The following is a 24016-nucleotide window of genomic DNA, read 5'->3' as shown; positions in this document are numbered from 1 at the left end:
TGTGCCAGAATGAAAAACAGGGTTTTCCGCCAGCAGACTGACGTGAATGGGGCAACAGTGAGCACTAAAATCGACGCGCTACATCAGCAGCTCGCACAACGCATTATGGTGTTGGATGGCGGCATGGGCACCATGATCCAGAGCTACCGGCTGGAGGAAGAGGATTATCGCGGCAGCCGTTTTGCTGACTGGCCCTGCGATCTCAAAGGCAACAACGATCTTCTGGTACTGAGTAAACCGTCGGTGATCCGCGAGATCCACGACGCTTATCTGGCTGCCGGTGCGGATATCCTCGAAACCAACACCTTCAACGCCACGTCGATTGCGATGGCGGATTACCAGATGGAAAGCTTGTCGGCGGAGATCAATTTCGAAGCGGCCCGGCTGGCGCGCGTCTGCGCCGATGCGTGGACGGCGAAAACGCCGGATCGTCCGCGTTACGTTGCGGGTGTGCTCGGCCCGACTAACCGCACCTGCTCGATCTCACCCGACGTTAATGATCCTGCTTATCGCAACGTCACCTTTAATCAGCTGGTGGAGGCGTACCGCGAATCGACTCGTGCGCTGGTGGAGGGCGGTGCTGACCTCATCATGATCGAAACGGTGTTCGATACGCTGAATGCCAAAGCGGCTGTCTATGCGGTGAAGACCGAGATGGACGCGCTGGGTGTGAAGCTGCCGCTGATGATCTCCGGCACCATCACTGACGCCTCCGGCCGGACGCTCTCCGGTCAGACCACTGAAGCGTTTTACAACTCCCTGCGTCATGCCGAACCGCTCTCTTTTGGCCTGAACTGCGCGCTGGGACCGGATGAGCTGCGTCAGTATGTGGCGGAGCTGTCGCGCATCGCCGAGGGCTACGTCACTGCCCATCCCAATGCGGGTCTGCCCAATGCCTTTGGCGAATACGATCTCGATGCGGCACTGATGGCGGAGCAGATTAAGGAATGGGCCACCTCGGGCTTCCTGAACATTATTGGCGGCTGCTGTGGCACTACGCCGCAACATATTGAAGCTATGGTCGCGGCGGTTGAAGGCGTCGCGCCGCGCAGGTTGCCGGTGATTCCGGTGGCCTGTCGCCTTTCCGGTCTGGAGCCGCTGAACATCACCGCTGAGTCGCTGTTTGTTAACGTCGGTGAGCGCACCAACGTCACCGGCTCAGCAAAATTTAAGCGGCTGATTAAAGAAGAGAAGTACAACGAAGCGCTGGAGGTGGCGTTGCAGCAGGTGCAGAGCGGCGCACAGATCATCGATATCAACATGGATGAAGGGATGCTCGACGCCGAGGCGGCGATAGTGCGCTTCCTGAATCTGATTGCGGGTGAACCCGATATTGCCCGCGTGCCGATTATGATCGACTCCTCGAAATGGGCGGTGATTGAGAAAGGGCTGCAGTGCATTCAGGGCAAAGGAATTGTGAATTCGATTTCGATGAAAGAGGGGGAAGCGGCCTTTATCCATCATGCGCGCCAGGTCCGGCGTTACGGCGCGGCGATGGTGGTCATGGCATTTGACGAAGTGGGCCAGGCAGATACCCGCGCCCGTAAAATCGAAATCTGTCGCCGCGCTTACCGGATCCTGACCGAACAGGTCGGCTTTCCGCCGGAAGATATCATTTTTGATCCCAACATCTTTGCGGTTGCCACCGGCATCGACGAGCACAACAACTACGCGATGGATTTCATCGGTGCCTGTGAAGACATCAAGCGTGAACTGCCCCATGCGATGATTTCCGGCGGCGTCTCCAACGTCTCGTTTTCCTTCCGTGGCAACGACCCGGTGCGTGAAGCGATACACGCGGTGTTCCTCTACTACGCCATCCGAAATGGCATGGATATGGGCATCGTCAACGCAGGCCAGCTGGCCATCTATGACGATCTGCCGGCAGAACTGCGCGAGGCGGTAGAGGATGTGATCCTTAACCGACGGGATGATGGCACCGAGCGGCTGCTGGCGCTGGCGGAGAAATATCGTGACGGCAAAAGCGAGGGTGCGCAGGACAAGCAGCTCGCCGAGTGGCGCAGCTGGGACGTGGTGAAGCGGCTCGAATATTCGCTGGTCAAGGGCATCACGGAGTTTATCGAGCAGGATACCGAAGAGGCGCGCCAGCAGGTGCCCCGTCCGATAGAGGTGATTGAGGGGCCGCTGATGTCCGGCATGAACGTGGTCGGCGACCTGTTCGGCGAAGGCAAAATGTTCCTGCCGCAGGTGGTGAAATCGGCGCGCGTGATGAAGCAGGCGGTGGCGTATCTGGAGCCGTTTATCGAAGCCAGCAAAGAAGCAGGGCGCAGCAACGGTAAAATCGTGCTGGCCACCGTCAAAGGCGACGTGCATGACATCGGCAAGAATATTGTCGGCGTGGTGTTGCAGTGTAATAACTACGAAATTATCGACCTTGGCGTGATGGTGCCGGGCGAGAAAATCCTCAAAACAGCGCGTGAAGTGAAGGCAGACATCATCGGCCTGTCAGGGCTGATTACGCCGTCGCTGGATGAGATGGTCAATATGGCGAAAGAGATGGAGCGTCAGGGCTTTACCTTACCGCTGCTGATTGGCGGCGCGACCACCTCGAAGGCGCATACTGCCGTCAAAATTGAGCAGCACTACAGCGGCCCGACGGTCTACGTGCAGAACGCCTCTCGCACCGTTGGCGTGGTGTCGTCGCTGCTCTCCGCCACATTAAAAGACGATTTTGTCGCCCGAACGCGCAAAGAGTACGAAACCGTGCGCATCCAGCATGCACGTAAAAAGCCGCGCACGCCGCCGGTCTCGCTACAGATGGCGCGCGATAACGCCACTTCAATTGACTGGGAGAGTTACACACCGCCGGTGCCGCATCGACCTGGTGTCAGTCAGGTGGAGGCCAGCATTGCCACGCTGCGCCACTACATCGACTGGACGCCGTTCTTTATGACCTGGTCGCTGGCGGGTAAATATCCCCGTATTCTGGAGGATGAGGTGGTGGGTGAGGAGGCGCAGCGTCTGTTTGCCGATGCCAGTGCGATGCTCGACAGATTAAGTGAGGCGTCGCTGCTGAAGCCGCGTGGCGTGGTCGGTATTTTCCCGGCTAACCGGGTTGGTGATGATATCCATATTTACCGTGACGAGCGACGCGATGAAATTTTGTGTGTGAGTCATCACTTACGTCAGCAGACCGAGAAAATCGACTTCGCCAACTACTGTCTGGCGGATTTCGTTGCTCCGAAGTCAGAGGGAAAAGCGGATTACCTTGGCGCGTTCGCGGTGACCGGCGGACTGGAGGAGGATGCGCTGGCGGAGGCCTATGATCGTCAGCACGATGACTACAACAAGATTATGGTGAAAGCGCTGGCTGACCGTCTGGCGGAAGCCTTTGCTGAATATCTGCACGAGCGGGTGCGTAAGGTAATCTGGGGCTTTGCGCCCAACGAAAATCTCAGCAATGAAGCGCTGATTCGCGAAAATTATCAGGGAATACGTCCGGCGCCAGGCTATCCGGCCTGCCCGGATCACACTGAAAAAGCTGCCATCTGGCGTCTGCTGGCAGTGGAAGAGCAGACCGGCATCAAACTGACCGAATCCTTTGCCATGTGGCCGGGCGCGGCGGTGTCCGGCTGGTACTTCAGCCATCCTGACAGCCGCTATTTCGCCGTGGCGCAGATTCAGCGTGATCAGGTGGAAGATTACGCAGCACGCAAAGGGATGTCGGTCACGGAAGTGGATCGCTGGCTGGCGCCGAATCTCGGCTACGATGCGGATTAAATAAAAAAGCGGCCGGAGGGCCGCTTGAAGGGAGGGGAATCAACTCGGGCCCTGTCAGCTGTGATATCGAGCCAGCGCAGGAAACACGGTCAGATTCACCCTGTTTCGGCTTTTTTTCAGCGGTCTGAAGCGTTCAGATGGTCGCCTGAAACGCGCCGGAGTCAAAGCGATGGGAGCATACGCCCGGAGTAAAGCATCGCGGGCCAGGGATGGCCCGCGCTGAGCATGCCACGGATGGCGTTTTTGCGTCTTTACGCAGGGCGTTTGCTCCCTGAGCCTGCTTCTGTAAACAGCGTTGAGCGGCCCGAAAGCCGCCTCTGCTTAGTTAAAGCGCGCGTCGCGATCGGACGTCAGATCATACAGCTGGTACTTACGACCCAGCATCTGACCGCCATCACGCGTCAGCGGCACCCAGTTGACCTGCGCGCGACCGCGTGTTGGCGTCACGGTGAACAGATCCATCGGCACGGAGATATAGAAGCCTTTGGTGAAGTCACCCTCGCCATACTCTTCCGACGACACGTTGGTTTTGGTGGCATAAACACCGACCATCACGCCGCTGTCGAAGCGCTTCGACACATCGACCGTCACGCCTTTATCTTTTGCCAGATACTGTCCTACGCTGGTTTTCACCAGCACATCCTGCATGAACCACGGACGCCAGTAACCGGTCAGGTTGCCGGTGGTCGCTTTATAGCGGTTAAACTGCATCATATTGTCCCAGTCACGCTGACGGACGTAGTTGGCATCGACACCTACCGCCCAGTTCGCATCGACCGGACGATAAAGCAGCTCGCCGCCCACGCCGCCGTACATCGTCTCCAGATAGCCGCCGTAGACCTGACCATAGAAGCCGTTACCGAGGTGGCCCATATAGTTCGCCTGCAGATCATTGACATAAACGTTGTTCTCAACGTAATCGCGGATATGAGTACGCACGCGCGGCAGCGAAGAGTCCGCCGGTGCGCCGTTGTAGTTGAACTTGTCGTAGTTGTTGGCGAGGTTACCAAACAGACTGCCGCCCACCAGCAGGTGATCCGTCAGCCAGTAATCCGCATTGGCCATGACGCCAACCTGATACATGTAGAAGCTTTCCGGGCCACCCACCGACTGATTCAGCACCGGCGACAGGCTGTAGTTCAGCCGATCTTTACGGATAAACATACCCTGCTCAGTGTTACCCGGATCGATCGGTTCTTTGCGGGTCTGTTGCAGCGGCTGCTCGTGGCCCAGCGGATAGCCTTCCAGCTCGTTACGCAGACTGGCAACTTTCGTTTCAGTGGTCACCTGCGGCATGTTAAAGCGCGACTCGGTCACATTAATGGTGTCGATGCCGTCCGGCAGGTGGTTCATGATAATGCGATTAGCGCGATCCACCCCTTCACGGGTATCACGGTACTTCGTCTGCTCGCCTGACACATACAACGTGTGGCCCTGAGTCTGAATCCGCGGACCATCAAGACCCGCGTTGTATTTCAGATCGGTCAGCTGAGTGCCGACTACCGTCGGCTCCAGCAACGGCGGCTGCGGCTGTGGATTATAGGCCGGCTTCTCGCTGTCGATGTGCGCCTGACGCAAATCATTGAAGTTGGTACGGATGGTGACACCAAACATAAACGTATTGCCGCGTTCGTAGCTGGCGTTGATGTCAGCCCAGTCGGTCACACGATAAATCGCGCCGACGTTGAGCTTGCTGCGCTGATCAAGGCGGCCAGCAAAGTCATTCTGGTAGTCGTTGCCCTCATACTCCATCTTGAGTCGCAGCGGCTGCCAGGGCGTCTGATACTCCACGCCGCCGAAAAATGCTGTCGGACCGTGGAACATCTGCGAGCCATTGATGGAACCCGCTTCGCCTACCTGTGGACGCTGGCAATAGCTGTCGCTGTAGGAGCAGAACGGGTTCTTCACGGTGCCGCTATTGCCGAGATAGCCCCAGCCGAGGCCCAGGGTGAAGTCGAATGGTCCCCAGGCTTTGGTTCCCACCACATATTCACTGTCGAACAGGCCGGTACCACCGAGATCGCGCGTTCCCACCGCCACTTCCGGCAGCCAGAAGCCTTCCTGCCACAGACGCAGTTTCAGGTCGAAGGCTTTATCCTTATAGCTCTGCGTGCCGCTGAATTCTGACACCGCACTGTACTGCCGGGTGCGCACGTCGGTATAACGCACGGTCGTCTCAAGCCAGGGAAAGAGCTGCAGTGACGCAGAGTAGTAGCGGTACTGATCGTTGTCGCGCGCATTGAGGCTGAACTCGCCTTCTCTGGACATGCGCGCTGTCGGCACCTGCATCAGGCCCACACCACCGAAATCAGATTGTGACGGGCCCACCGGCGCGGGGAAGGTGTCGGCCTGCGCCTGACAGGCTGCCGCCACGGAAACAGCCAACAGGCTGAAGAGATAACGTTTTTTCATCAGTCTGGTATCCGGTGAGTCAGTACGGAAAGGATGCGATCGTTCAGATCTTCATAGCTGCCTGGCAGGCTCCATGAGGAAAAGCCGAGCCAGATAACGCTGCCTGGCTCCACTTCCGCGTGGCGATGATTCCAGTATGCAACCGGCACCTGCTGTGTGGCGCCGGAAGGCGCAATCACCGTGACAAAATTGCGTTCTGCGCCGGAGAGTGACGGGTGACCCTCCAGATAGTCGCGTACTGATTTACCCGGCTGCCAGCTCACTTTGCCTGCACCGCTTAATGCGCCGAGCAGCAGCACTGAATCGGATGGCGCCTGCAGCCAGAGGTCATAGCTACCTTCCAGCCGACGGTTGTCCGCCGGATGGAGACGGATCCAGTCCGGGTCAAGCGGGGTGAACTGGCGACCTGTCACGTTGATGGCGCTCAGCTGGCGGATGACCTCAGCAATGGCCGCCGCCCTATCGCCACTGCTGTCAGCACGCCAGGCACGTAACGCGCCCAGCGTCTGTTGATATTGCTGCTGTGCGACGGCGCTGGCACCGCGCTCGGCAATAACGGTACGGCGCCAGTCCGTGTTGGTCTGCAGCGGAGGCAGTGTCACCAGCTGTGACAGATCCGCGATCTGGCTCAGCTCAGCCTGACCGCCGTTGTGCGGAGCATGAACGATAACCTGCGCAGTCGCCTGCGCTTCTGCGGCGCTGAACAGGCTCAGCCCGGCCAGCAAAATAGTGATTTTTTTCATGATTTCGCCGGCTTCAGAATAGTGATATCGACAGGGAAGGCATCGGCCGCCAGCATCTGATGGGCCTGCACCACATCACCGCTGCTGTTGTCGATCCAGAAGGTGTTCTCCCACTCGCGGTTACTGCTGTCGATGCTTACCTGCTCATGCCAGACACGGCACGGAATGCGGTTGCCCGCCACGGTCAGCACTTCGTCGGTGCCACGCTGGAAGGTGGAGCGCACGGTCGCGCCGCGAACCTTGCCCTGCTCGGTCCACTGCACAATGCGGGTCCAGCCTGCGCCATTGCTGATATGCAGGCTGTCAGCAAGCGGATCCTGTTGCAGATTGCTGACGCTCAGCAGGTTATCCGGTAAGCCCAGGGTTTTAACCAGGCGGCCGTGCTGTGTCACCAGCATCGCCTGATCCTGCGTAACCCATTTCTGCTGCCCCTTCTCGTTGTAGCCCAGCACCACAAAAATGCGCGGACCCTCATTCAGACGAGCATAGAGACTGGCATAGGGAAGATTGTTGACCTGTTGATCGGTGACGGTCACGTCATCCGGACCGTTAACCGCGAGCAGCAAAGTCTGTTCAAGACCTTTTTGCGTTTGTGTACAGGCCTGCAGCAGCAGGCAAGCGAGCAGCAGAGGAAGTCGGCGCACTGTGTGTCCCTGATAAGTCATGCCAAAGTAAAAAATAACCACACAGGCGTGTGGTTATGTTTAAAGGTGCTCTGCCCGTCACGGCTGGCTGCAGAGATACAGGTTACGTGGCTTAGCGTCATCACTTACCGAAGTCAGTGTTTCAGCCGCAGCCCGTTTGCTGTAAATCAGCAATCAGACGGGAGACGGGCATCCATCAACGAGTGGTGCTCGTCGTGGTCGTGGTTGTTGTACCGGTATTTGCACCGTCACCACCGCCAGAAGCAGCAATGCCGAGCCCGACCAGCGCGCCAAGTGCGCCGACACCGACAGCCGTGGACGTGCCAGCAGAGATTGCTCCCGCCTGCGCGCCAGCTGCAGTACCTGCTTCACCTGCTTCCTGCGGCGCAGCAAATGCGCTGGAAGAAGCGGCAACGAGGATCAGGGCTGCACCGGCAACCATAGTTTTTTTCATAACAACGTTTCCTGCATTGAGTGAATGAAGGATCTCTGACCGGCGACAAGGGCAATACAGACAGGCTGCAGCCAAAGCGACGGACAGTCCCATTGCGGGCGCGTTCATTATAGGGCAACAAAATATCAGAGTTCAGTGCCATAAAAACCAGGGTAAATAGCGGGGCAATTGCGTGATTTAATCAGCTGAATTGGGGATAACTACTTTTTAAATCGGAGGTTTTCTGGTTGATACCCTATATTTCGCTACAGGTAAGGCGAATGCAAAGCGGAATGTTCTTTTTTAGTTATATCTGGTACGGAATAAGAATAATCAGAATTTACTCAGAAGGGCTTAAATTAAATATGGCTATAAATCAATAGCTAACCCTGTTGCCCGTTAGTTTTCAGATCCATTTTATACTGGATATCACACTGTTTTATGGCCAGATGTTCAGAATTATCTTAGGGTATTTTAAGACTTTTCCCGCACTGGCGTGAATGACAAAATCGATAATCAGGCCACCTGGATGGAAAAAGAGACAAAAAAAGGGCGGCAACGTTGCCGCCCGATGAAATTAACGCCGATTAACGCCAGGATTTATAGCGGTTAATTAAGGCATTAGTGGAACTGTCATGAGAGGTAATTTCGTCCTCATTTTCCAGTTCCGGCAGAATACGGTTCGCCAGCTGCTTACCTAACTCCACACCCCACTGATCGAAGGTGAAGATATTCAGGATGGCACCCTGCGTGAAGATTTTGTGCTCGTACAACGCAATCAGCGCACCCAGGCTGTACGGCGTAATTTCACGCAGCAGAATGGAGTTAGTCGGGCGATTACCTTCAAACACCTTGAACGGCACAATGTGGGCTACAGATTCTGCCGATTTGCCGGCATCGGTAAACTCTTTCTCCACGACGTCGCGTGACTTACCAAACGCCAGCGCTTCGGTCTGGGCAAAGAAGTTAGAGAGCAGCTTCGGATGGTGGTCCGCCAGCGCGTTATGAGTAATCGCCGGGGCAATGAAGTCACACGGAACCAGTTTGGTCCCCTGATGGATCAGCTGATAAAACGCGTGCTGACCGTTGGTGCCAGGTTCGCCCCAGATAATAGGGCCAGTCTGGTAGTCCACCGGATGACCGTCGCGATCCACATACTTGCCGTTTGACTCCATATTTCCCTGCTGGAAATAGGCGGCAAAGCGGTGCATGTACTGGTCGTAAGGCAGAATCGCTTCGGTTTCGGCACCAAAGAAATTGTTATACCAGATGCCAATCAGCGCCAGCAGCACCGGCAGGTTCTGCTCCGCCGGGGTAGAGGCGAAGTGCTGGTCCATGGCATGTGCGCCGCTCAGCAGTTGCCCGAAGTTATCGAAACCAATCGAGAGAATGATCGACAGGCCGATCGCTGACCACAGTGAATAGCGGCCGCCAACCCAGTCCCAGAATTCAAACATGTTATTGGTGTCGATACCGAATTCACCCACCGCTTTGGCGTTAGTCGACAGGGCAGCAAAGTGTTTCGCTACGTGCTGTTGATCGCCTGCGGTTTTCAGGAACCAGTCGCGCGCACTGTGGGCGTTGGTCATGGTTTCCTGGGTGGTGAAGGTCTTCGATGCGACCAGGAACAGGGTGGTTTCCGGGCTGAGATCTTTCAGCGTTTTGGCGATGTGGGTGCCGTCTACGTTAGAGACAAAATGCATGTTCAGATGGTTTTTGTACGGGCGGAGCGCTTCCGTCACCATAAACGGGCCAAGATCGGAGCCGCCGATACCGATGTTCACTACGTCGGTGATCGCTTTACCGGTATAGCCTTTCCATTCGCCGCTGATGATGCGCTCTGAGAAGCCTTTCATCTTGTCCAGCACAGCGTTGACCTCTGGCATCACATCTTTGCCATCCACCAGAATCGGCGTGTTACTCCGGTTACGCAGTGCGACGTGCAGCACCGCACGATCTTCGGTACGGTTAATCTTCTCACCCGAGAACATAGACTTAATGGCACCGCTGAGATCGGTCTCTTTAGCCAGCGCCTGTAACTTATCGAGGGTTTCCTGGGTGATGCGGTTTTTGGAGAAATCCACCAGCATCTGATCATCAAAGGTGGCAGAGAATTTGGCAAAACGATCGGCATCCTGGGCGAACAGATCGGCAATTTCTACCGATTTCATCTGCTCAAAATGCTGTTGCAGCGCTTTCCAGGCTGCGGTTTGTGTCGGATTGATATTTTTCATGGCAACACTCTTGTTGATATTAAGAACCGTCATTCCATCGGAGGCACATCATGCCCGTTTAGCGTTTCAGTATGACCACACTTGTAACTGAAAGGAAAAATTTTGTCAGCGCACGCCGCGCAGACGAGGTAAACGCTGCGGTCTGTCGTCAGCATTCACTGGCGCGAACAGCCTGAGGATGGCAGCAGTATCACGCGCTAAAGTGTGACGCGAAAGTCTGCGCAAAACGTTGTGCCGTGTCAGGGATTGTTGCAGGGGCTGAACCCATTAAGCACTGTAGCCGCTGCGGCGCAGGGCAATTTGTTTTCTGATGCGGCTCTGCGGCCATCGCTGACATTGACAGCAGGTCCAGAAAAGGCTAGATCTATGCGCCTACTTGCGCACCTGTGTGCAAGCCAGAAGAGGCGCGTCGCCCAGGCAGTGTGTTGGAGGAACCGTATCCGGTGAAAACACATCATGGGGAGCGACGCCGAGGTGGGTCAGCACGCGGTGTGCTGCCTGTCGGCTACAGGGGCTGAATCCTCTGGGTTGTCACCAGAAACGTCTGCAGTCGACGTTTTGCAAGGTGGGGCGCTTCTGGGTGACTCGTCTATCCGATCTTGTCCGCCCGTTTCTGCTCTTTCCTTGTGCCTGGCTGAAAGCATGTTTCTCGACCCTTTCATCGGCGAGAACAAGATAACCTGACACGAGGTCCTACATGTCTCAAACTCTGATAGTGGCAAAATTTGGCGGCACCAGCGTAGCCGATTTTGAAGCGATGAACCGCAGCGCCGATGTGGTGTTGCAGGACGCCAGCACGCGTCTGGTAGTGCTCTCTGCCTCGGCAGGCATTACCAATCTTCTGGTTGCGCTGGCTGAAGGCCAGCAGGCACCCCAGCGCGCTGCTCTGCTTGATGATATCCGCCGTATCCAGTACGCCATTGTCGATCGCCTGCAGCGTCCGGACGTGATCCGCGATGAAATTGATCGGATGATCGACAATATCAGCATGCTCTCAGAAGCGGCGTCACTCGCCACCTCAAATGCCCTGACCGATGAACTGGTCAGCCACGGCGAGCTGATGTCTTCACTGCTGTTTGTTGAAATTCTGCGTGAACGTCAGGTGAATGCAGAGTGGTTTGATGTTCGCAAAGTGATGCGCACCGACGATCATTTTGGCCGGGCAGTCCCGGATGTTCAGGTGCTGGCGGAGCAGGCGACGGCGCAGTTACACCCACGTATCGCGCAGGCGCTGGTGATAACTCAGGGCTTCATTGGCAGCGAAAGCGAAGGGCGCACCACCACCTTAGGGCGTGGCGGCAGTGATTATACCGCCGCGCTGCTGGGCGAAGCGCTGAACGCGGCGCGCGTCGATATCTGGACGGATGTGCCGGGTATCTATACCACCGATCCACGCGTGGTGCCGACGGCGAAGCGTATTGATGAAATCACCTTTGAAGAAGCCGCTGAAATGGCGACGTTTGGTGCAAAAGTCCTGCATCCGGCGACGCTGCTGCCCGCCGTGCGCCGGGGTATTCCGGTCTTCGTCGGATCCAGCAAGGATCCGGCAGCGGGCGGCACCCGCGTCTGCAACGAAACCCGCAACCCGCCGCTGTTCCGGGCGCTGGCGTTACGCCGTAAGCAGACGCTGTTAACGCTGCACAGCCTTAACATGCTGCATACGTTTGGTTTCCTCGCCGAACTGTTTAACATTCTGGCGCGTCATAACGTCTCCGTTGACCTGATAACTACCTCCGAAGTCAGTGTGGCGCTGACGCTGGACACCACCGGCTCGACCTCAACCAGTGCCAGTCTGCTGACCCAGGCGTTGCTGACTGAACTCTCGTCGCTGTGCCGGGTAGAAGTGGAGGAAGATCTGGCGCTGGTGGCGATTATCGGCAATGAGCTGTCAAAAGCGTGTGGTGTTGGCAAAGAGGTGTTTGGTGTGCTCGATCCGTTCAACCTGCGGATGATTTGCTATGGTGCCAGCAGCTACAATCTCTGCTTCCTGGTGCCGGGCAATGATGCGGAAAGCGTAGTCCGTACGCTGCACCGCAATTTGTTCGAGTAAATTTATCTGCTGTTCAGGCCGCGTCTGCGCGGCCTGAACAGCGGCAAAAAAGGTCCAGTTCGTCCTGATCTCCCTGTGGTTTGCTTCTTCCAGACAGCTCCATCAATACAAAGGCTTATTGCCACTATTGCCAAATGGCAACCCCTTTCTTTGCGCATTTCGTGTACCGGCGTTGCGCTCCCTTTCCTCAGATTTATAATCCCGCCGCTGAATCCATTCACCTAAAGTTAGGAAATATCATGAAAAGGTTAGTCGCAGAGGCGCTGGGGACTTTTGTACTGGTCGCAGGCGGTTGTGGTAGTGCCGTACTGTCAGCGGCGTTCCCGGAACTGGGCATTGGCTTCATGGGCGTGGCGCTGGCTTTCGGGCTGAGCGTGCTGGTCATGGCGTATGCGGTCGGTCACATCTCAGGCGGTCACTTTAATCCGGCAGTTACCCTGGGATTAGTGGCAGGCGGACGTTTCTCCGCCTCGCAGGCCATTCCTTACATCATCGCGCAACTGGTGGGCGGCATTGCGGCTGGCGCGGTGCTTTATCTGATCGCCAGCGGTAAAGGCGACTTCAGCGCAGCGGCCAGCGGCTTTGCGGCGAACGGCTACGGTGAACACTCACCGGGTGGCTTCAGTTTGCAGGCAGGCATGATCACTGAGGTAGTGATGACGGCTATCTTCCTGATTGTGATCATGGGCGCTACCAGCGAACGCGCGCCAAAAGGCTTTGCCCCGATTGCGATTGGCCTGGCGTTAACCCTGATCCACCTGATCAGCATTCCGGTGACTAACACCTCTGTTAACCCGGCACGCAGCACCGCAGCAGCCCTCTTCCAGGGTGACTGGGCGATCTCTCAGCTGTGGATGTTCTGGTTGATGCCGATTATCGGTGCCGTGGTTGGTGGTTTGATCTACCGCGGTTTAGAGGAAAAAGCAGCGTAATTTCGTCGATATTCAGCGGATCGGCAGCAGTCGATCCGCATTTTCCTGTCTCGCCCCATCTTCGCCTTACGCCATGATAATGAAATGTTATGATCCCGCCTTCGTCACGGCAGTCGTTCCTGCATGATGACGCTCTATGGCAAATCTGCACTAAACATAACATTCTTATAAGGAAGTCTGGCTATGCTCGCCACGTTAACCCGCCTGTTCCCGCTCTGGGCCGTGCTGCTGTCTGTCGCCGCCTATTACTCTCCAGGTACCTTTCTCGGCATCGGACCCTGGGTCACTTATCTGCTGATGCTGATTATGTTCGGCATGGGTGTCACCCTGAATATCGACGATTTCAAACGGGTGCTGACCCGGCCTGCGCCGGTGATTGCCGGCACCTTTCTGCACTATCTGGTGATGCCGTTAGCCGCCTGGGGGCTGGCAAAACTGTTCCATATGCCGCCCGATCTGGCCGCCGGTATGATTCTGGTCGGCTCAGTTGCCAGCGGCACCGCCAGCAACGTCATGATCTATCTGGCGAAAGGGGATGTGGCGCTGTCGGTAACCATTTCTTCCGTCTCCGCGCTGGTGGGCGTGTTCGCCACGCCGCTGTTAACCCGCTTTTATGTGGATACCCACATTCAGGTTGATGTGGTGGGCATGCTGCTGAGCATCGTGAAGATCGTCGTGATCCCGATTAGTCTTGGACTGATCATTCATCACAGCATGAACAGCGTGGTTCGCCGGGTGGAGCCGTGGCTGCCTGCGTTTTCGATGGTCTGCATTCTGCTGATCATCAGCGCGGTGGTGGCAGGCAGTCAGAGCTTTATCGGATCGGTGGGTTTGATGGTGATCGCGGCGGTGATCCTGCATAACGCGATTGGCCTGCTTGGCGGCTACTGGGGCGGCAAACTGTTTGGCTTTGATGAGTCAACCTGCCGTACGCTGGCACTGGAGGTCGGCATGCAGAACTCCGGTCTGGCGGCGACGCTGGGCAAACTCTACTTCTCGCCGCTGGCGGCATTGCCGGGCGCACTCTTCTCGGTGTGGCACAACCTGTCAGGTTCACTGCTGGCGGGTTACTGGTCCGGAAAGCCGATTAAGAAGAAGTAACCGTGGCGGCGCATTATTGCGATGCGCCGCTTCTCACTGCTGTTACGCCGGACGATTGCTCCGGCGTAACTGTCTGTTCACACGCTTTATTCATAATCCCGTTCATCGTCGGGCTGGTCCAGCACGGTATAGGCCACGCTGCAGAAGAGGGAATTCAGGCGCTTCATATCGCCGAGTAAACCAAGGTGCAGCGAGCTGGTCTCAATGCTCTGCACGTTCTGCTGATGCAGGCGATCAACGTGGGCATGAGAGTAGCGGCGAATCATCAGGCGGAAGCGATGTTTCGCGCGGCGCAGTCGCCTGGCGCTGGTGACATCGTGCGACAGAAATACCGACAGGCTCATTCTGAGGTTGGCGATTAACAGCTCCTGCAACTCCTGCAGCTCCTTTAAGCCCTCTGCAGAAAACGCACGGCCCGCTGCCAGCGACTTGTCAGCGACATCGCCGCTCATCCGCTCAATAATGTCACCGGCCTGCTCCAGATTCAGCGACATCTCAATGATTTCACCCCAGCGGCGCGAATCCTCTTCCGGCAAATCCTCTTTGGGCATCCGCGCCAGATAGAGTTTGATGGCGGTATAAAGCACATCGACATCATCATCAAGCCGCCGCACCGTGCGCTCCTCGCGGGACTCACCATGTATGACTTTATTAAACGCTTCCAGCATCTGTTCCAGCACGTCACCCATGCGCAGCGCTTCGCGGGCGGCATTCACCAGCGCCAGCGCCGGGGTATCCAGCGCGCTGCGATCGAGGTGCTTTGGCTTAAGCTGCAGCGCGTTGTCGACGTCGTCGGCAATGAGTCGACGGCAGAGGCGCGCCATCAGGTCAGCAAACGGCACCATCGCCACACAGCGGATCAGGTTGTAAAACACATGGAAGAAAATCACTAACTCTTCATCGTTGACCGGCAGCTTATCGAGCCAGGTCGCCACAATATCGACAAACGGCAGGATCAGGACGCAGCCAATGAACTTGAACAGCAGGCTGCCGAGCGCTACGCGCTTACCGGCAGCATTCGAGCTGCTGGCGTTGATCATCGCCAGCAGACCGCTACCGAGATTGGCACCGATCACCAGACAGAGCGCGACCTTGAACGAAATCACGCCGGTTGCAGTCAGTGTCGCGGTGATCAGCACCGCGGCCAGACTGGAGTAACTGATAATGGCAAACACTGCGCCCAGCAGCGCATCGAGCATCACGTCGCCCGTCAGGCTGGAGAAGAGCACCTGCACACCCGCGGCCTGAGTAATCGGACGCGCCGCTTCGACAATCAGCTGCAGCGCCAGCAGTATCAGGCCCAGGCCGATACTGGCGCGGCCTAACTGACCGGCACGGGTCTGTTTGCGGCTGAGGAAGAACACCACGCCAAAGAAGATAAACAGCGGTGAGAGCCAGGAGAGATCAAAGGTCAGAATACGGGCCATGATAGCGGTACCGACATCCGCGCCCAGAATCACCACCAGTGCGGGCGTCAGGCTGACCAGATTCTGCGCCACAAACGAGGTGACCAGCAATGTCGTAGCGTTGCTGCTCTGCACCAGCGTGGTTACGCCGATACCTGCCAGAAACGCCATCGGTTTTTTTTCGATGCTGCGGCTCAGCACGCGGCGCAGATCGGCACCGTAGACCCGCATGATGCCGGTTCGCACGATATGCGTGCCCCAGACCAGCAGGGCCACTGCAGAAAGTAAATTAAGCAGGGTTAACACGGGGTATCGCTCCTCGTTTGTCAGGCTTCAAACAGCACAGACTGCCAGCCTGACAGCGAGAGCAATCTGTGAAGGGGATTGCCGTGCTATGCGTGATTTTTTCCTGTGTTTTAAGCCACCTGGCGCAAAGTCGACAGCTCTAATTGTAGACCAATCTTCCTGCCAGCGGGATGCAAATCCGCCGCCGATCGGTTAAGCACATCGACCGAAAGCTCCACGTCATGCGCCCGGATACGGTAGCGGATGACGTTGCCCAGCAGGCTGTGGCTGAGGATTTCCGCAGGAATACCCTGGCCTGGCACGGTAAACAGCATCGATTCCGGGCGAATAGCCACCTGACTGTGGAAAGGCTGGCCGGTCAGCCGCGTCGCCTGCTCGGCACTCAGCAGGTTGTAATTGCCAATAAATCCGGCGGCAAAGAGATCGACCGGCTGTGTATAGAGCGCTTCGGCATCGCCGTTCTGCACGATTTTGCCCCGGTTCATTAGCACGATGCGATCGGAGAGCGTCAGCGCCTCCTCCTGATCGTGGGTCACGAAGAGGGTGGTGAGATTCAGCTCGCGCTGAATGCGCCGGATTTGATCGCGCAGATGGCGACGGATACGTGCATCCAGCGCCGACAGCGGCTCATCCAGCAGCAGCAACCGCGGACGCGTGACCAGTGAACGCGCCAGCGCCACGCGCTGACACTGGCCGCCTGACAGCTGATGCGGATAACGGCGCGCATACTCACTAAGTTCAACCAGCTCCAGCACCTCCACTACCCGCTGGCGGATCTGCGCCTCGGGCAGTTTCTGCATCTTCAGGCCAAACGCGACGTTCTTCTCTACCGTCATGTTGGGAAACAGCGCATAGCTCTGGAACACCATGCCGATGGCGCGCTTCTGCGGAGCCAGCGGCACGATATCCTTGCCCTCCAGTCTGATTTCACCGCTGTCGACATCGGTTAATCCCGCCAGACAGCGCAGCAGCGTCGATTTGCCGCAGCCGCTGGGGCCGAGCAGGGTGACAAATTCCCCTTCAGCGGCGCTAAAATCGATCTGCTCAAAAATCGGCGTCGGTCCATAGGACTTGTTCAGCTCTCTGACCTCAAGATAACTCATATTCAGCCTCGTTCGGGATTCAGGGCGTTAGCCAGCCAGGTGACCAGCAACACCACAAAGAAGTAGGAGATCACCAGTGCGCTGGTGAAGTGACCGCTGCCGTTGCGCATGTTGAAGAGGTAAACCTGCAGGGTTTCATAACGGTTGCCGACCAGCAGGTTAGCGAAGACAAATTCGCCAATCAGAAAGGAGAACGAGAGCAGCACGGCAATCAGCATCCCTTTACGCAGGTTAGGCAGCACTACCCACAGCGCTGCCTGCCAGGTGCTGGCACCCAGCAGCTGTGCAGCATCAATCAGCTCTTTAAGGTTGATTGCCTGCATATTGTTCGCCAGCGCTCGATAAATAAACGGCAATGCGATGGTGAAATAGCAGCCGATTAAGATCCACGGCGTGCCGGTCAGCATCAGCGGTGACGAAGAGTAGAGCTGGAGTAATCCCACGGATGACACCACCGGCGGCACGGCAAAAGGCATCAGGATCAGGATGTTCATCACCGAATCGAGTCGGGGAAAATAGTAAGCGATTACAAACATAGCAGGCAGCACCAGCATCAGCGAGAACAGCAGCGCACCAAAGCAAATCAGCAGCGAATGACCCAGCGCCGTCAGAAAACGCGGGTCGCTCCAGAGCTGAATGAACCATTTCAGGCTATAGCCTTGCGGCAGAATGGTATTACTCCAGTCGGACGAGATCGCATAGAGCAGCGTGGCCAGCAACGGCAGCGCCAGCAGGGTAAAAAGTAACCCGACCATGATCCGGTGATAGAGGTGCTCAGCACGTGACATGACGGCTCCTTTCATGGCTGTTTCGCATTGAGATAGCTGCGGCGTACCAGATACTGCTGCACCAGGGTGATGAGCGTCATAATGGCCACCAGCAGCATCGCCAGCGCGCTGCCGGTGTTGGGATCGAGCGAAATATCACCCGAGACCAGCGCGGCGATGCGCACCGGTACCACGTTGAAATTACCGGTGGTCAGGGCGTAAATCGTGGCGTAAGCGCCCAGCGCATTTGCCAGCAGGATGACAAAAGTACCGAGCAGGGCCGGGAACAGAATCGGCAAACCGATATGCCACCAGTAGCGCCAGCGGCTGGCACCCAGCAGCGCAGCGGACTCCTGCCACTCCTTTTTCAGCCCGTCGAACGCCGGATAGAGCAGCAGCACGCCCAGCGGGATCTGGAACCAGGTGTAAACCAGCACCATGCCGTTGCGCGAGAAGAGTCGGAAGCTCTCAATCACGCCATAATGGCGCAGCAGCAGCGTCAGACAGCCGTTCAGCCCCAGTAGAATCACAAAGGCAAACGCCAGCGGAACACCGGCAAAATTGCTGGTCATGTTGGTAAAGGAGATAAGAAAACGCTGCAGTCGTCCGCTGCCGAGCTGATGCAGCGAATAGCCGGTGATGAGCGCAATCAGCAGTCCCCAGACGCTGGACCAGAGCGAGATATCCAGTGAGAAGCGGAATGCCTGCGGGTAGAAAGGCGAGGTGAGAATGTCCTGATAGTTATCCCAGCCCCACTGGCTGTTCATCTCACTCCAGAAGCTGTTGATGGCGATCCACAACAGCGGGGCCAGTTGAAAGGCGACCCAGAACAGAGTGAATGGCAACAGCAGCAGCAGTGCGAACCCTTTTCCCTTCATCTTTGCGGCTCCGCCAGCAGGCCGCGACAGACCGGCTTGTCATGGGCCACTTCCAGCAGTTCACACAGCGTGCCGCACAGGTCGGTTTGCTGCGGCGCGAGGTCAGGCTGCAGCGAGAAAGCCCGGCCAAAGACAAACAGCGGCACCGTGGTCTCTTCCGGCAGAATCCCGCCGTGGGAGCGATCGTCATTCATGCCATGATCGGCCGTTACCATCACCTGATAGCCTCCGGCCAGCCACAGCGGCATCCACTGCGACAGCAGGCCGTCGGCAATGCGCGCCCGGTTGCGGTACTGCGGCGAGGAGAGCCCCGACTTATGACCGGCATCGTCGATATTCATCGGGTGGATCAGCAGAAAATCGGGATCGTGACGCAGCCGCAGGCTCTCTGCATCTTCAAACAGATGCGAGTCAGGATAGCTATCGTCAGAATAAAAATGCCCATACTGAATCGGCAGGTCCGGCGCGTCGGTGTGACGATCGCGCGCCGGAACGAACGGGGTGCGGTTATAAAGCTCACTCACCCAGTGGTAGGCCGCCGCCGCCGTTGTCAGTCCCGCCGCGCGCGCAAAGTGGAACACGCTGCGCTCGCGACTTAACCGGCTGACGCCGTTATGAATAATACCGCTTCTGACCGGCGGAACCCCGGTCAGAATGCACTCATAAAGCGGGCGCGACAGCGACGGTAACTCACAGGTCATTCGGTAATAGGACCCGTTGCCCTGCGAACATTCGGCATGCAGGTAACCCATTGCATGTTGTGCGACCTGATTGCTCAGCCCGTCCAGTACCACCAGGATGGTCTTCATTCCGTTCTCCCTGCCGCGAACTACTGCTGCATGTTAATGATGACGTTTTCCTGCCACAGGCGCGGCAGCATTTTCGACGATTTATCCCAGGCAGCCTGATCCTTAACCGGACGGGCATTTTTATATTCGGACTGCGGCAGCAGGCGAGCCTGAACGTCCGCTGGCAGCGTCAGATGCTCGGCACGAATCGGGCGCGCATAGCCTTTCGCCAGATTGATCTGGCCCTGGTCTGAGAAGATATATTCACGCGTCAGTTTTGCGGCGTCAGGATGTTTCGCATATTTGTTAATAAGGGTGGTGTAGCCGGAGGTGACTGAGCCATCAGACGGGATTACCACTTCGTAGCGGTTTTTGTCGATCTGGTCACGGTAGTTCAGAGCGTTGAAGTCCCACACCACCGCCATCTGTACTTCGCCTTTTTCGATGTTAGCGATCACCGGATCGGTCACGCCAAGACGACCCTGCTTAGCCAGATCGGCAAAGAACGCCAGCGCCGGTTTCAGGTTCTTCTCATCACCGCCTAAAGCGTAGTTGGCAGCCAGTACGCCATTAGCCGCCTGAGCAGCTACGCCGACGTCACCGATAGTAACCACATACTTACCTTTTTTCAGATCGGCCCAGCTGTGGGGGATATCTTTCACCTGCTGCTTGTCGATCAGAAAGGCAATGGTGCCGGTATAGGCCAGTGCCCAGTGACCCTCTTTATCTTTAGCCCAGGCCGGAATCTGATCCCAGTGAGTGGGTTTATAGGGCTGGGTCACACCTTTAGCGACAGCGATCGGGCCAAAGGCGGCGCCCACGTCACCGATATCAGCACTGGCGTTCGCTTTCTCTGCATCGAATTTCGCCAGCTCCTGCGCCGATGACATATCGGTATCGCTGTGCTTAAGGCCATATTTGCTGCTGATGTCGTTCCAGGTATCTTTCCAGTTGGCCCAGCTATCCGGCATCCCGACGCTGTTGACCTGACCTTCACTGCGCGCGGCTTTTTCCAGCGCAGCGAGGTCGTTATCGGCGGCCTGCGCAACGGGCAGGGTGAGAACTACAGCACTGGCTACTACAGAGGCGATAAACGCTTTCATCTCAGTTGCTCCGGGTGTAAGTTGATGGGCCTGGCTGGTCTAGTCCAGCAAGAACCGAGCCAATGTAGCCCCTGTATATGAACGATTTATGACAAGGCGGCGCGGTGCGGGGAAGGGGCGACAAAAGAGGCGACCCGTTCGCCTGCCACAGGCGCATTTACCTGAACAGTAAGAGTGCGGAGTCGCACCAAAATGAGGCTACTGTTGTGGAGTCGATAGCACTCAAAACGGCGGATGCGATAGCCAGCGCACTGCTGACGCGCATTCAGGCGGGGGAGTTCAGCGGCGGGCGGCTGCCGGCGGAGCGTGCCTTAAGCGAGGCGTTCAGCACCACCCGGATTACCTTGCGGGAAGCACTGGGCAAGCTGGAAGCCCAGGGAATGATCTACCGGGAACTGCGCCGCGGCTGGTTTATCGCGCCACCACGTCTGATTTACAATCCGCTGCATCACAGCCACTTTCATGCCATGGCGAGGGAGCAGGGACGGCAGGCGACCACTGAGGTGATCGCCGCTGAGCAGGTTGCGGCGCACGACAGCGTCGCGACCGCGCTGCGGCTGGCACCCGGTTCGGCGGTTTACTGCATCCGCCGCCTGCGCCGCATCGACGGGCGCGCCGTACTCTATGTAGAACACTACCTTAATCCGCGTTTCTTCCCTGGCCTGCTCGATGAAGATCTGACCCGCTCCCTGACCGATCTCTATGACCAGCGCTACGGTATTCGCTACGGCGGCGCGCGCTTCACCATTCTGCCTGGCCCGTTGCCGGAGATTGCCGCACCTACGCTGAATGTGGCGCCGGGCAGTCCCGGTCTGCTCATCACCCGTATCAACCGCAATCAGCTAAAAGAGGTGATTGATTGCGACTGTGAATACTGGCGGTACGACGCGCTCTGTGTGGATGTAGAAGCTTAGGGTTATTGTGATTTGCATCACACTGACGCATGATATCGCGCGCTGATAACTCCTTTTCAAAAGGCGCAACATGAGTGACAAAAATCCTTTGGCCCGCCACCTTGCAACGGTATTGCAATGGGTGCTGAATCTGGGTCTGCTGAGTCTGGCGATCATCCTGATCGTCTTTTTAGGCAAAGAAACTATCCATCTGGCAAACGTTCTGTTTAACACCGGTGAGCAGGCCTCTTCTTACCTGCTGATTGAGGGAATTGTTATCTATTTCCTCTACTTCGAATTTATTGCCCTGATTGTTAAGTACTTTCAGTCGGGCTATCACTTTCCGCTGCGCTACTTTGTCTATATCGGTATCACGGCCATCATCCGCCTGATTATCGTCGACCATAAAAATCCCTTCGATACCCTCTGCTACTCAGCGGCGATTCTGATTCTGGTGGTCACGCTGTGGCTGGCCAACAGTAACCGGCTGAAACGCGAGTAATCCACCTGCCGTCTGACACGACGGCAGGTGTTCGCATCGCCGCTCTGCGCTAAACTAGCGTCCTGAAAATTATCGGGAGTGGTGCCATGTCGCAAGACGCACTCAGCTTATTACGTTCGCTCAACTGGCTTTCTCCGTCGCAGGCCACCCTTGCGCCGCCTTTGCTCGACTGGCTGATGGAGGAGGATTCGATGACGCGCCGCTTTGAACAGCACTGTCAGCGGGTCACGGTTCAGCCGCTGCGTGAAGGCTTTATTGACGCCAGCGAGCTGGGTGAGGAAAGGGCGTTGTTGCCAGACGATGAACGCTTCTGGCTGCGCGAAGTGCTGCTGTCCGGCGACGATCAGCCCTGGCTGGCGGGTCGCACGCTGGTGCCGGAAAGCACCCTCAATGGGCCGGAGGCGATGCTGCAACAGCTCGGCACCCGTCCTCTGGGGCGCTATCTTTTTTCGTCGTCGACGCTGACCCGCGATTTTATTGAGCCGGGGCAGGTGGACGGATTATGGGGACGGCGTTCCCGCCTGCGTCTCTCTGGCAAACCGCTGCTGCTGACTGAACTGTTTTTACCGGCATCGCCGCTCTATCGCGATCTGGTCTGAGGATTTTGTGGTGCAAACGAGCTTAAGTATGAATAAATGGCGGGCCTACGCTCGCCTGATGCGTATCGACAAACCGATTGGGACGCTGCTGCTGATGTGGCCCACGCTCTGGGCATTATGGCTGGCTGACATGGCGATCCCGCCGCTGCCGGTGCTGGTGGTATTCGTTGCCGGAGTGTTTGTGATGCGCGCGGCCGGTTGTGTGATTAATGACTACGCCGACCGTAAAGTAGACGGTCATGTCGAACGTACGAAGCACCGGCCACTGGCCAGCGGCGCGGTGAGTGCCAAAGAGGCGAAGTTGCTGTTCGTGATCCTGGCGCTGATAGCTTTTGCGCTGGTGCTGACCATGAACCTGATGACGATAATGCTCTCCGTCGTGGGGCTGGCGCTGGCCTGGGTCTATCCCTTTATGAAGCGTTACACCCATCTGCCGCAGGTGGTGCTGGGGGCCGCATTTGGTTGGGCGATTCCTATGGCATGGTCCGCAGTTAGTGAGTCCTTACCTCTGGTATGCTGGCTGGTGTTTATTGCCAACATCTGCTGGACGGTCGCTTACGACACGCAGTATGCGATGGTCGATCGGGACGATGACCTGAAGATTGGCGTGAAGTCGACGGCGATTTTATTTGGCCGTTTCGACAAGCTGATTATTGGGCTGCTGCAACTGGCAACTCTGTTGCTGATGGCGCTGGTGGGCATGATGCTGCATCTGAATGGCGCCTTCTACTGGACGCTGCTGCTTGCGGCTGCGCTGTTTGTTTACCAGCAGAAGCTGATCGCCGGGCGTGAACGCCAGCCCTGTTTCCAGGCTTTCCTGAATAACAATTATGTCGGGATGGTTCTGTTCCTTGGCGTACTGATGAATACGCCGCCGTTCAGTCAGCTGTTCTGATAGAGAGTTTTGGGCGAAAAAAGGCTGATTTAGCGGCGAAATCGAGCGTGCGCAGGAAACACGGTCAGATCGGAAAGACGCAAAAGCCGCCATCCCTGGCATGCTCGGCCCGCGCGATTACGCACCTCATCCCTGAGGTGCGCCTGTAGCCGGGCCAACGCGTTGCGTTGTTCAAAAACGCTCCCGGCGTTTTTAGTACGCACCTCATCCCTGAGGTGCGCCCGTTGCCGGGCCAACGCGTTGCGTTGTTCAAAAACGCCTGGCGTTTTTAGTACGCACCCCATCCCTGAGGTGCGCCCGTAGCCGGGCCAACGCTCTGCGTTGTTCAAAAACGCCTGGCGTTTTTTTCCGGGCGGCGGGACGCTTTCCTCTTCTGACCCTGTTCTCAGCGTGTTGAGCTTATTCATTGCTTCCAGAATTCTTCTGCTCCGAAGTTTTGGGCATAAAAAAAGGCGACCTCATGAGGTCGCCTTTTTACTGTGCGCA

The 24016-nt window shown here is 56.9% G+C and carries 20 protein-coding genes and 1 riboswitch; of the genes, 8 read left to right on the top strand and 12 right to left on the bottom strand.

Features of this window, described 5'->3' with window-relative positions; genetic code table 11:
* The first annotated feature begins 57 nt into the window (after positions 1-57).
* On the top strand, positions 58-3741 hold the full coding sequence (gene metH / locus N1689_RS13225; RefSeq protein ID WP_260059114.1) for a methionine synthase: 3684 nt from the start codon (positions 58-60) through the stop codon (positions 3739-3741).
* 321 nt (positions 3742-4062) lie between these two features.
* On the opposite strand, the gene N1689_RS13220 is transcribed toward metH, so the two are convergent.
* The 5 genes from N1689_RS13220 to pgi all read right to left on the bottom strand — a co-directional run bounded on the left by N1689_RS13220 (position 4063) and on the right by pgi (position 10207).
* Positions 4063-6153: a YjbH domain-containing protein gene (locus tag N1689_RS13220; RefSeq protein WP_222924728.1), complete on the bottom strand. Its 2091-nt coding sequence runs from the start codon at positions 6151-6153 to the stop codon at positions 4063-4065.
* The gene (locus tag N1689_RS13215; RefSeq protein ID WP_161733487.1) at positions 6153-6896 is read right to left on the bottom strand and encodes a capsule biosynthesis GfcC family protein; all 744 of its coding nucleotides are present in this window, start codon (positions 6894-6896) and stop codon (positions 6153-6155) included. Before N1689_RS13215 ends, N1689_RS13220 begins: the two co-directional genes overlap by 1 nt.
* Positions 6893-7540, bottom strand: coding sequence for a YjbF family lipoprotein (locus tag N1689_RS13210; protein WP_161733489.1), 648 nt, complete (start codon positions 7538-7540; stop codon positions 6893-6895). Before N1689_RS13210 ends, N1689_RS13215 begins: the two co-directional genes overlap by 4 nt.
* 196 nt (positions 7541-7736) lie before the next feature.
* Positions 7737-7994, bottom strand: coding sequence for an exopolysaccharide production protein YjbE (gene yjbE, locus N1689_RS13205; protein WP_161733491.1), 258 nt, complete (start codon positions 7992-7994; stop codon positions 7737-7739).
* Between the two features lie 566 nt (positions 7995-8560).
* On the bottom strand, positions 8561-10207 hold the full coding sequence (gene pgi, locus N1689_RS13200) for a glucose-6-phosphate isomerase (RefSeq protein WP_260059113.1): 1647 nt from the start codon (positions 10205-10207) through the stop codon (positions 8561-8563).
* A gap of 391 nt (positions 10208-10598) precedes the next feature.
* A riboswitch (Lysine riboswitch) is annotated at positions 10599-10791 on the top strand.
* Between the two features lie 113 nt (positions 10792-10904).
* Here pgi and lysC point away from each other — a divergent pair.
* The 3 genes from lysC (at position 10905) to panS (ending at position 14290) form a co-directional block, all read left to right on the top strand.
* On the top strand, positions 10905-12257 hold the full coding sequence (gene lysC, locus N1689_RS13195; protein WP_260059112.1) for a lysine-sensitive aspartokinase 3: 1353 nt from the start codon (positions 10905-10907) through the stop codon (positions 12255-12257).
* A 239-nt stretch (positions 12258-12496) separates the two neighbouring features.
* Positions 12497-13189, top strand: coding sequence for an aquaporin Z (aqpZ, locus tag N1689_RS13190; protein ID WP_161733497.1), 693 nt, complete (start codon positions 12497-12499; stop codon positions 13187-13189).
* 183 nt (positions 13190-13372) lie between these two features.
* Positions 13373-14290 (top strand): ketopantoate/pantoate/pantothenate transporter PanS, encoded by a 918-nt coding sequence (panS, locus tag N1689_RS13185; RefSeq protein ID WP_161733499.1) that lies wholly within the window; start codon positions 13373-13375, stop codon positions 14288-14290.
* An 86-nt stretch (positions 14291-14376) separates the two neighbouring features.
* Here panS and N1689_RS13180 read toward each other — a convergent pair whose 3' ends face one another.
* The 6 genes from N1689_RS13180 to N1689_RS13155 form a co-directional block, all read right to left on the bottom strand.
* Entirely contained in the window at positions 14377-16002 is a 1626-nt protein-coding gene (locus tag N1689_RS13180) for a Na/Pi cotransporter family protein (RefSeq protein WP_161733501.1), read from the bottom strand.
* A 110-nt stretch (positions 16003-16112) separates the two neighbouring features.
* Positions 16113-17105: an ABC transporter ATP-binding protein gene (locus N1689_RS13175; RefSeq protein WP_161733503.1), complete on the bottom strand. Its 993-nt coding sequence runs from the start codon at positions 17103-17105 to the stop codon at positions 16113-16115.
* A gap of 2 nt (positions 17106-17107) precedes the next feature.
* Entirely contained in the window at positions 17108-17893 is a 786-nt protein-coding gene (locus N1689_RS13170; RefSeq protein ID WP_161733505.1) for an ABC transporter permease, read from the bottom strand.
* A gap of 11 nt (positions 17894-17904) precedes the next feature.
* Positions 17905-18750 (bottom strand): ABC transporter permease subunit, encoded by an 846-nt coding sequence (locus N1689_RS13165; protein WP_260059111.1) that lies wholly within the window; start codon positions 18748-18750, stop codon positions 17905-17907.
* Positions 18747-19559 (bottom strand): alkaline phosphatase family protein, encoded by an 813-nt coding sequence (locus tag N1689_RS13160; protein WP_260059110.1) that lies wholly within the window; start codon positions 19557-19559, stop codon positions 18747-18749. Before N1689_RS13160 ends, N1689_RS13165 begins: the two co-directional genes overlap by 4 nt.
* A 20-nt stretch (positions 19560-19579) precedes the next feature.
* On the bottom strand, positions 19580-20641 hold the full coding sequence (locus N1689_RS13155) for an ABC transporter substrate-binding protein (protein WP_161733511.1): 1062 nt from the start codon (positions 20639-20641) through the stop codon (positions 19580-19582).
* Between the two features lie 206 nt (positions 20642-20847).
* On the opposite strand from N1689_RS13155, the gene N1689_RS13150 reads away from it, so the two are divergent.
* The 4 genes from N1689_RS13150 to ubiA all read left to right on the top strand — a co-directional run bounded on the left by N1689_RS13150 (position 20848) and on the right by ubiA (position 23530).
* Positions 20848-21555: a UTRA domain-containing protein gene (locus N1689_RS13150; protein ID WP_222924726.1), complete on the top strand. Its 708-nt coding sequence runs from the start codon at positions 20848-20850 to the stop codon at positions 21553-21555.
* Between the two features lie 70 nt (positions 21556-21625).
* A complete protein-coding gene (gene psiE / locus N1689_RS13145; protein ID WP_013359769.1) occupies positions 21626-22036 on the top strand; it encodes a phosphate-starvation-inducible protein PsiE in 411 nt (136 codons plus the stop codon).
* Positions 22037-22122: 86 nt separating this feature from the next.
* Positions 22123-22635 (top strand): chorismate lyase, encoded by a 513-nt coding sequence (ubiC, locus tag N1689_RS13140; RefSeq protein WP_161733513.1) that lies wholly within the window; start codon positions 22123-22125, stop codon positions 22633-22635.
* Between the two features lie 28 nt (positions 22636-22663).
* Positions 22664-23530 carry a 4-hydroxybenzoate octaprenyltransferase gene (ubiA, locus tag N1689_RS13135; protein ID WP_202604921.1) on the top strand — a complete coding sequence of 289 codons (867 nt, stop codon included), beginning with the start codon at positions 22664-22666 and terminating at the stop codon, positions 23528-23530.
* 29 nt (positions 23531-23559) lie between these two features.
* Here the strand turns inward: ubiA and N1689_RS13130 are convergent, their stop codons facing one another.
* Positions 23560-23937: a hypothetical protein gene (locus N1689_RS13130; protein ID WP_260059109.1), complete on the bottom strand. Its 378-nt coding sequence runs from the start codon at positions 23935-23937 to the stop codon at positions 23560-23562.
* Positions 23938-24016: the final 79 nt, after the last annotated feature.

Source organism: Pantoea sp. XY16 (assembly GCF_025153065.1).
Classification (GTDB): Bacteria; Pseudomonadota; Gammaproteobacteria; order Enterobacterales; family Enterobacteriaceae; genus Pantoea; species Pantoea alfalfae.
Note: the sequence above shows the minus strand (reverse complement) of the source record. Positions and strands in the feature narration are given on the sequence as shown.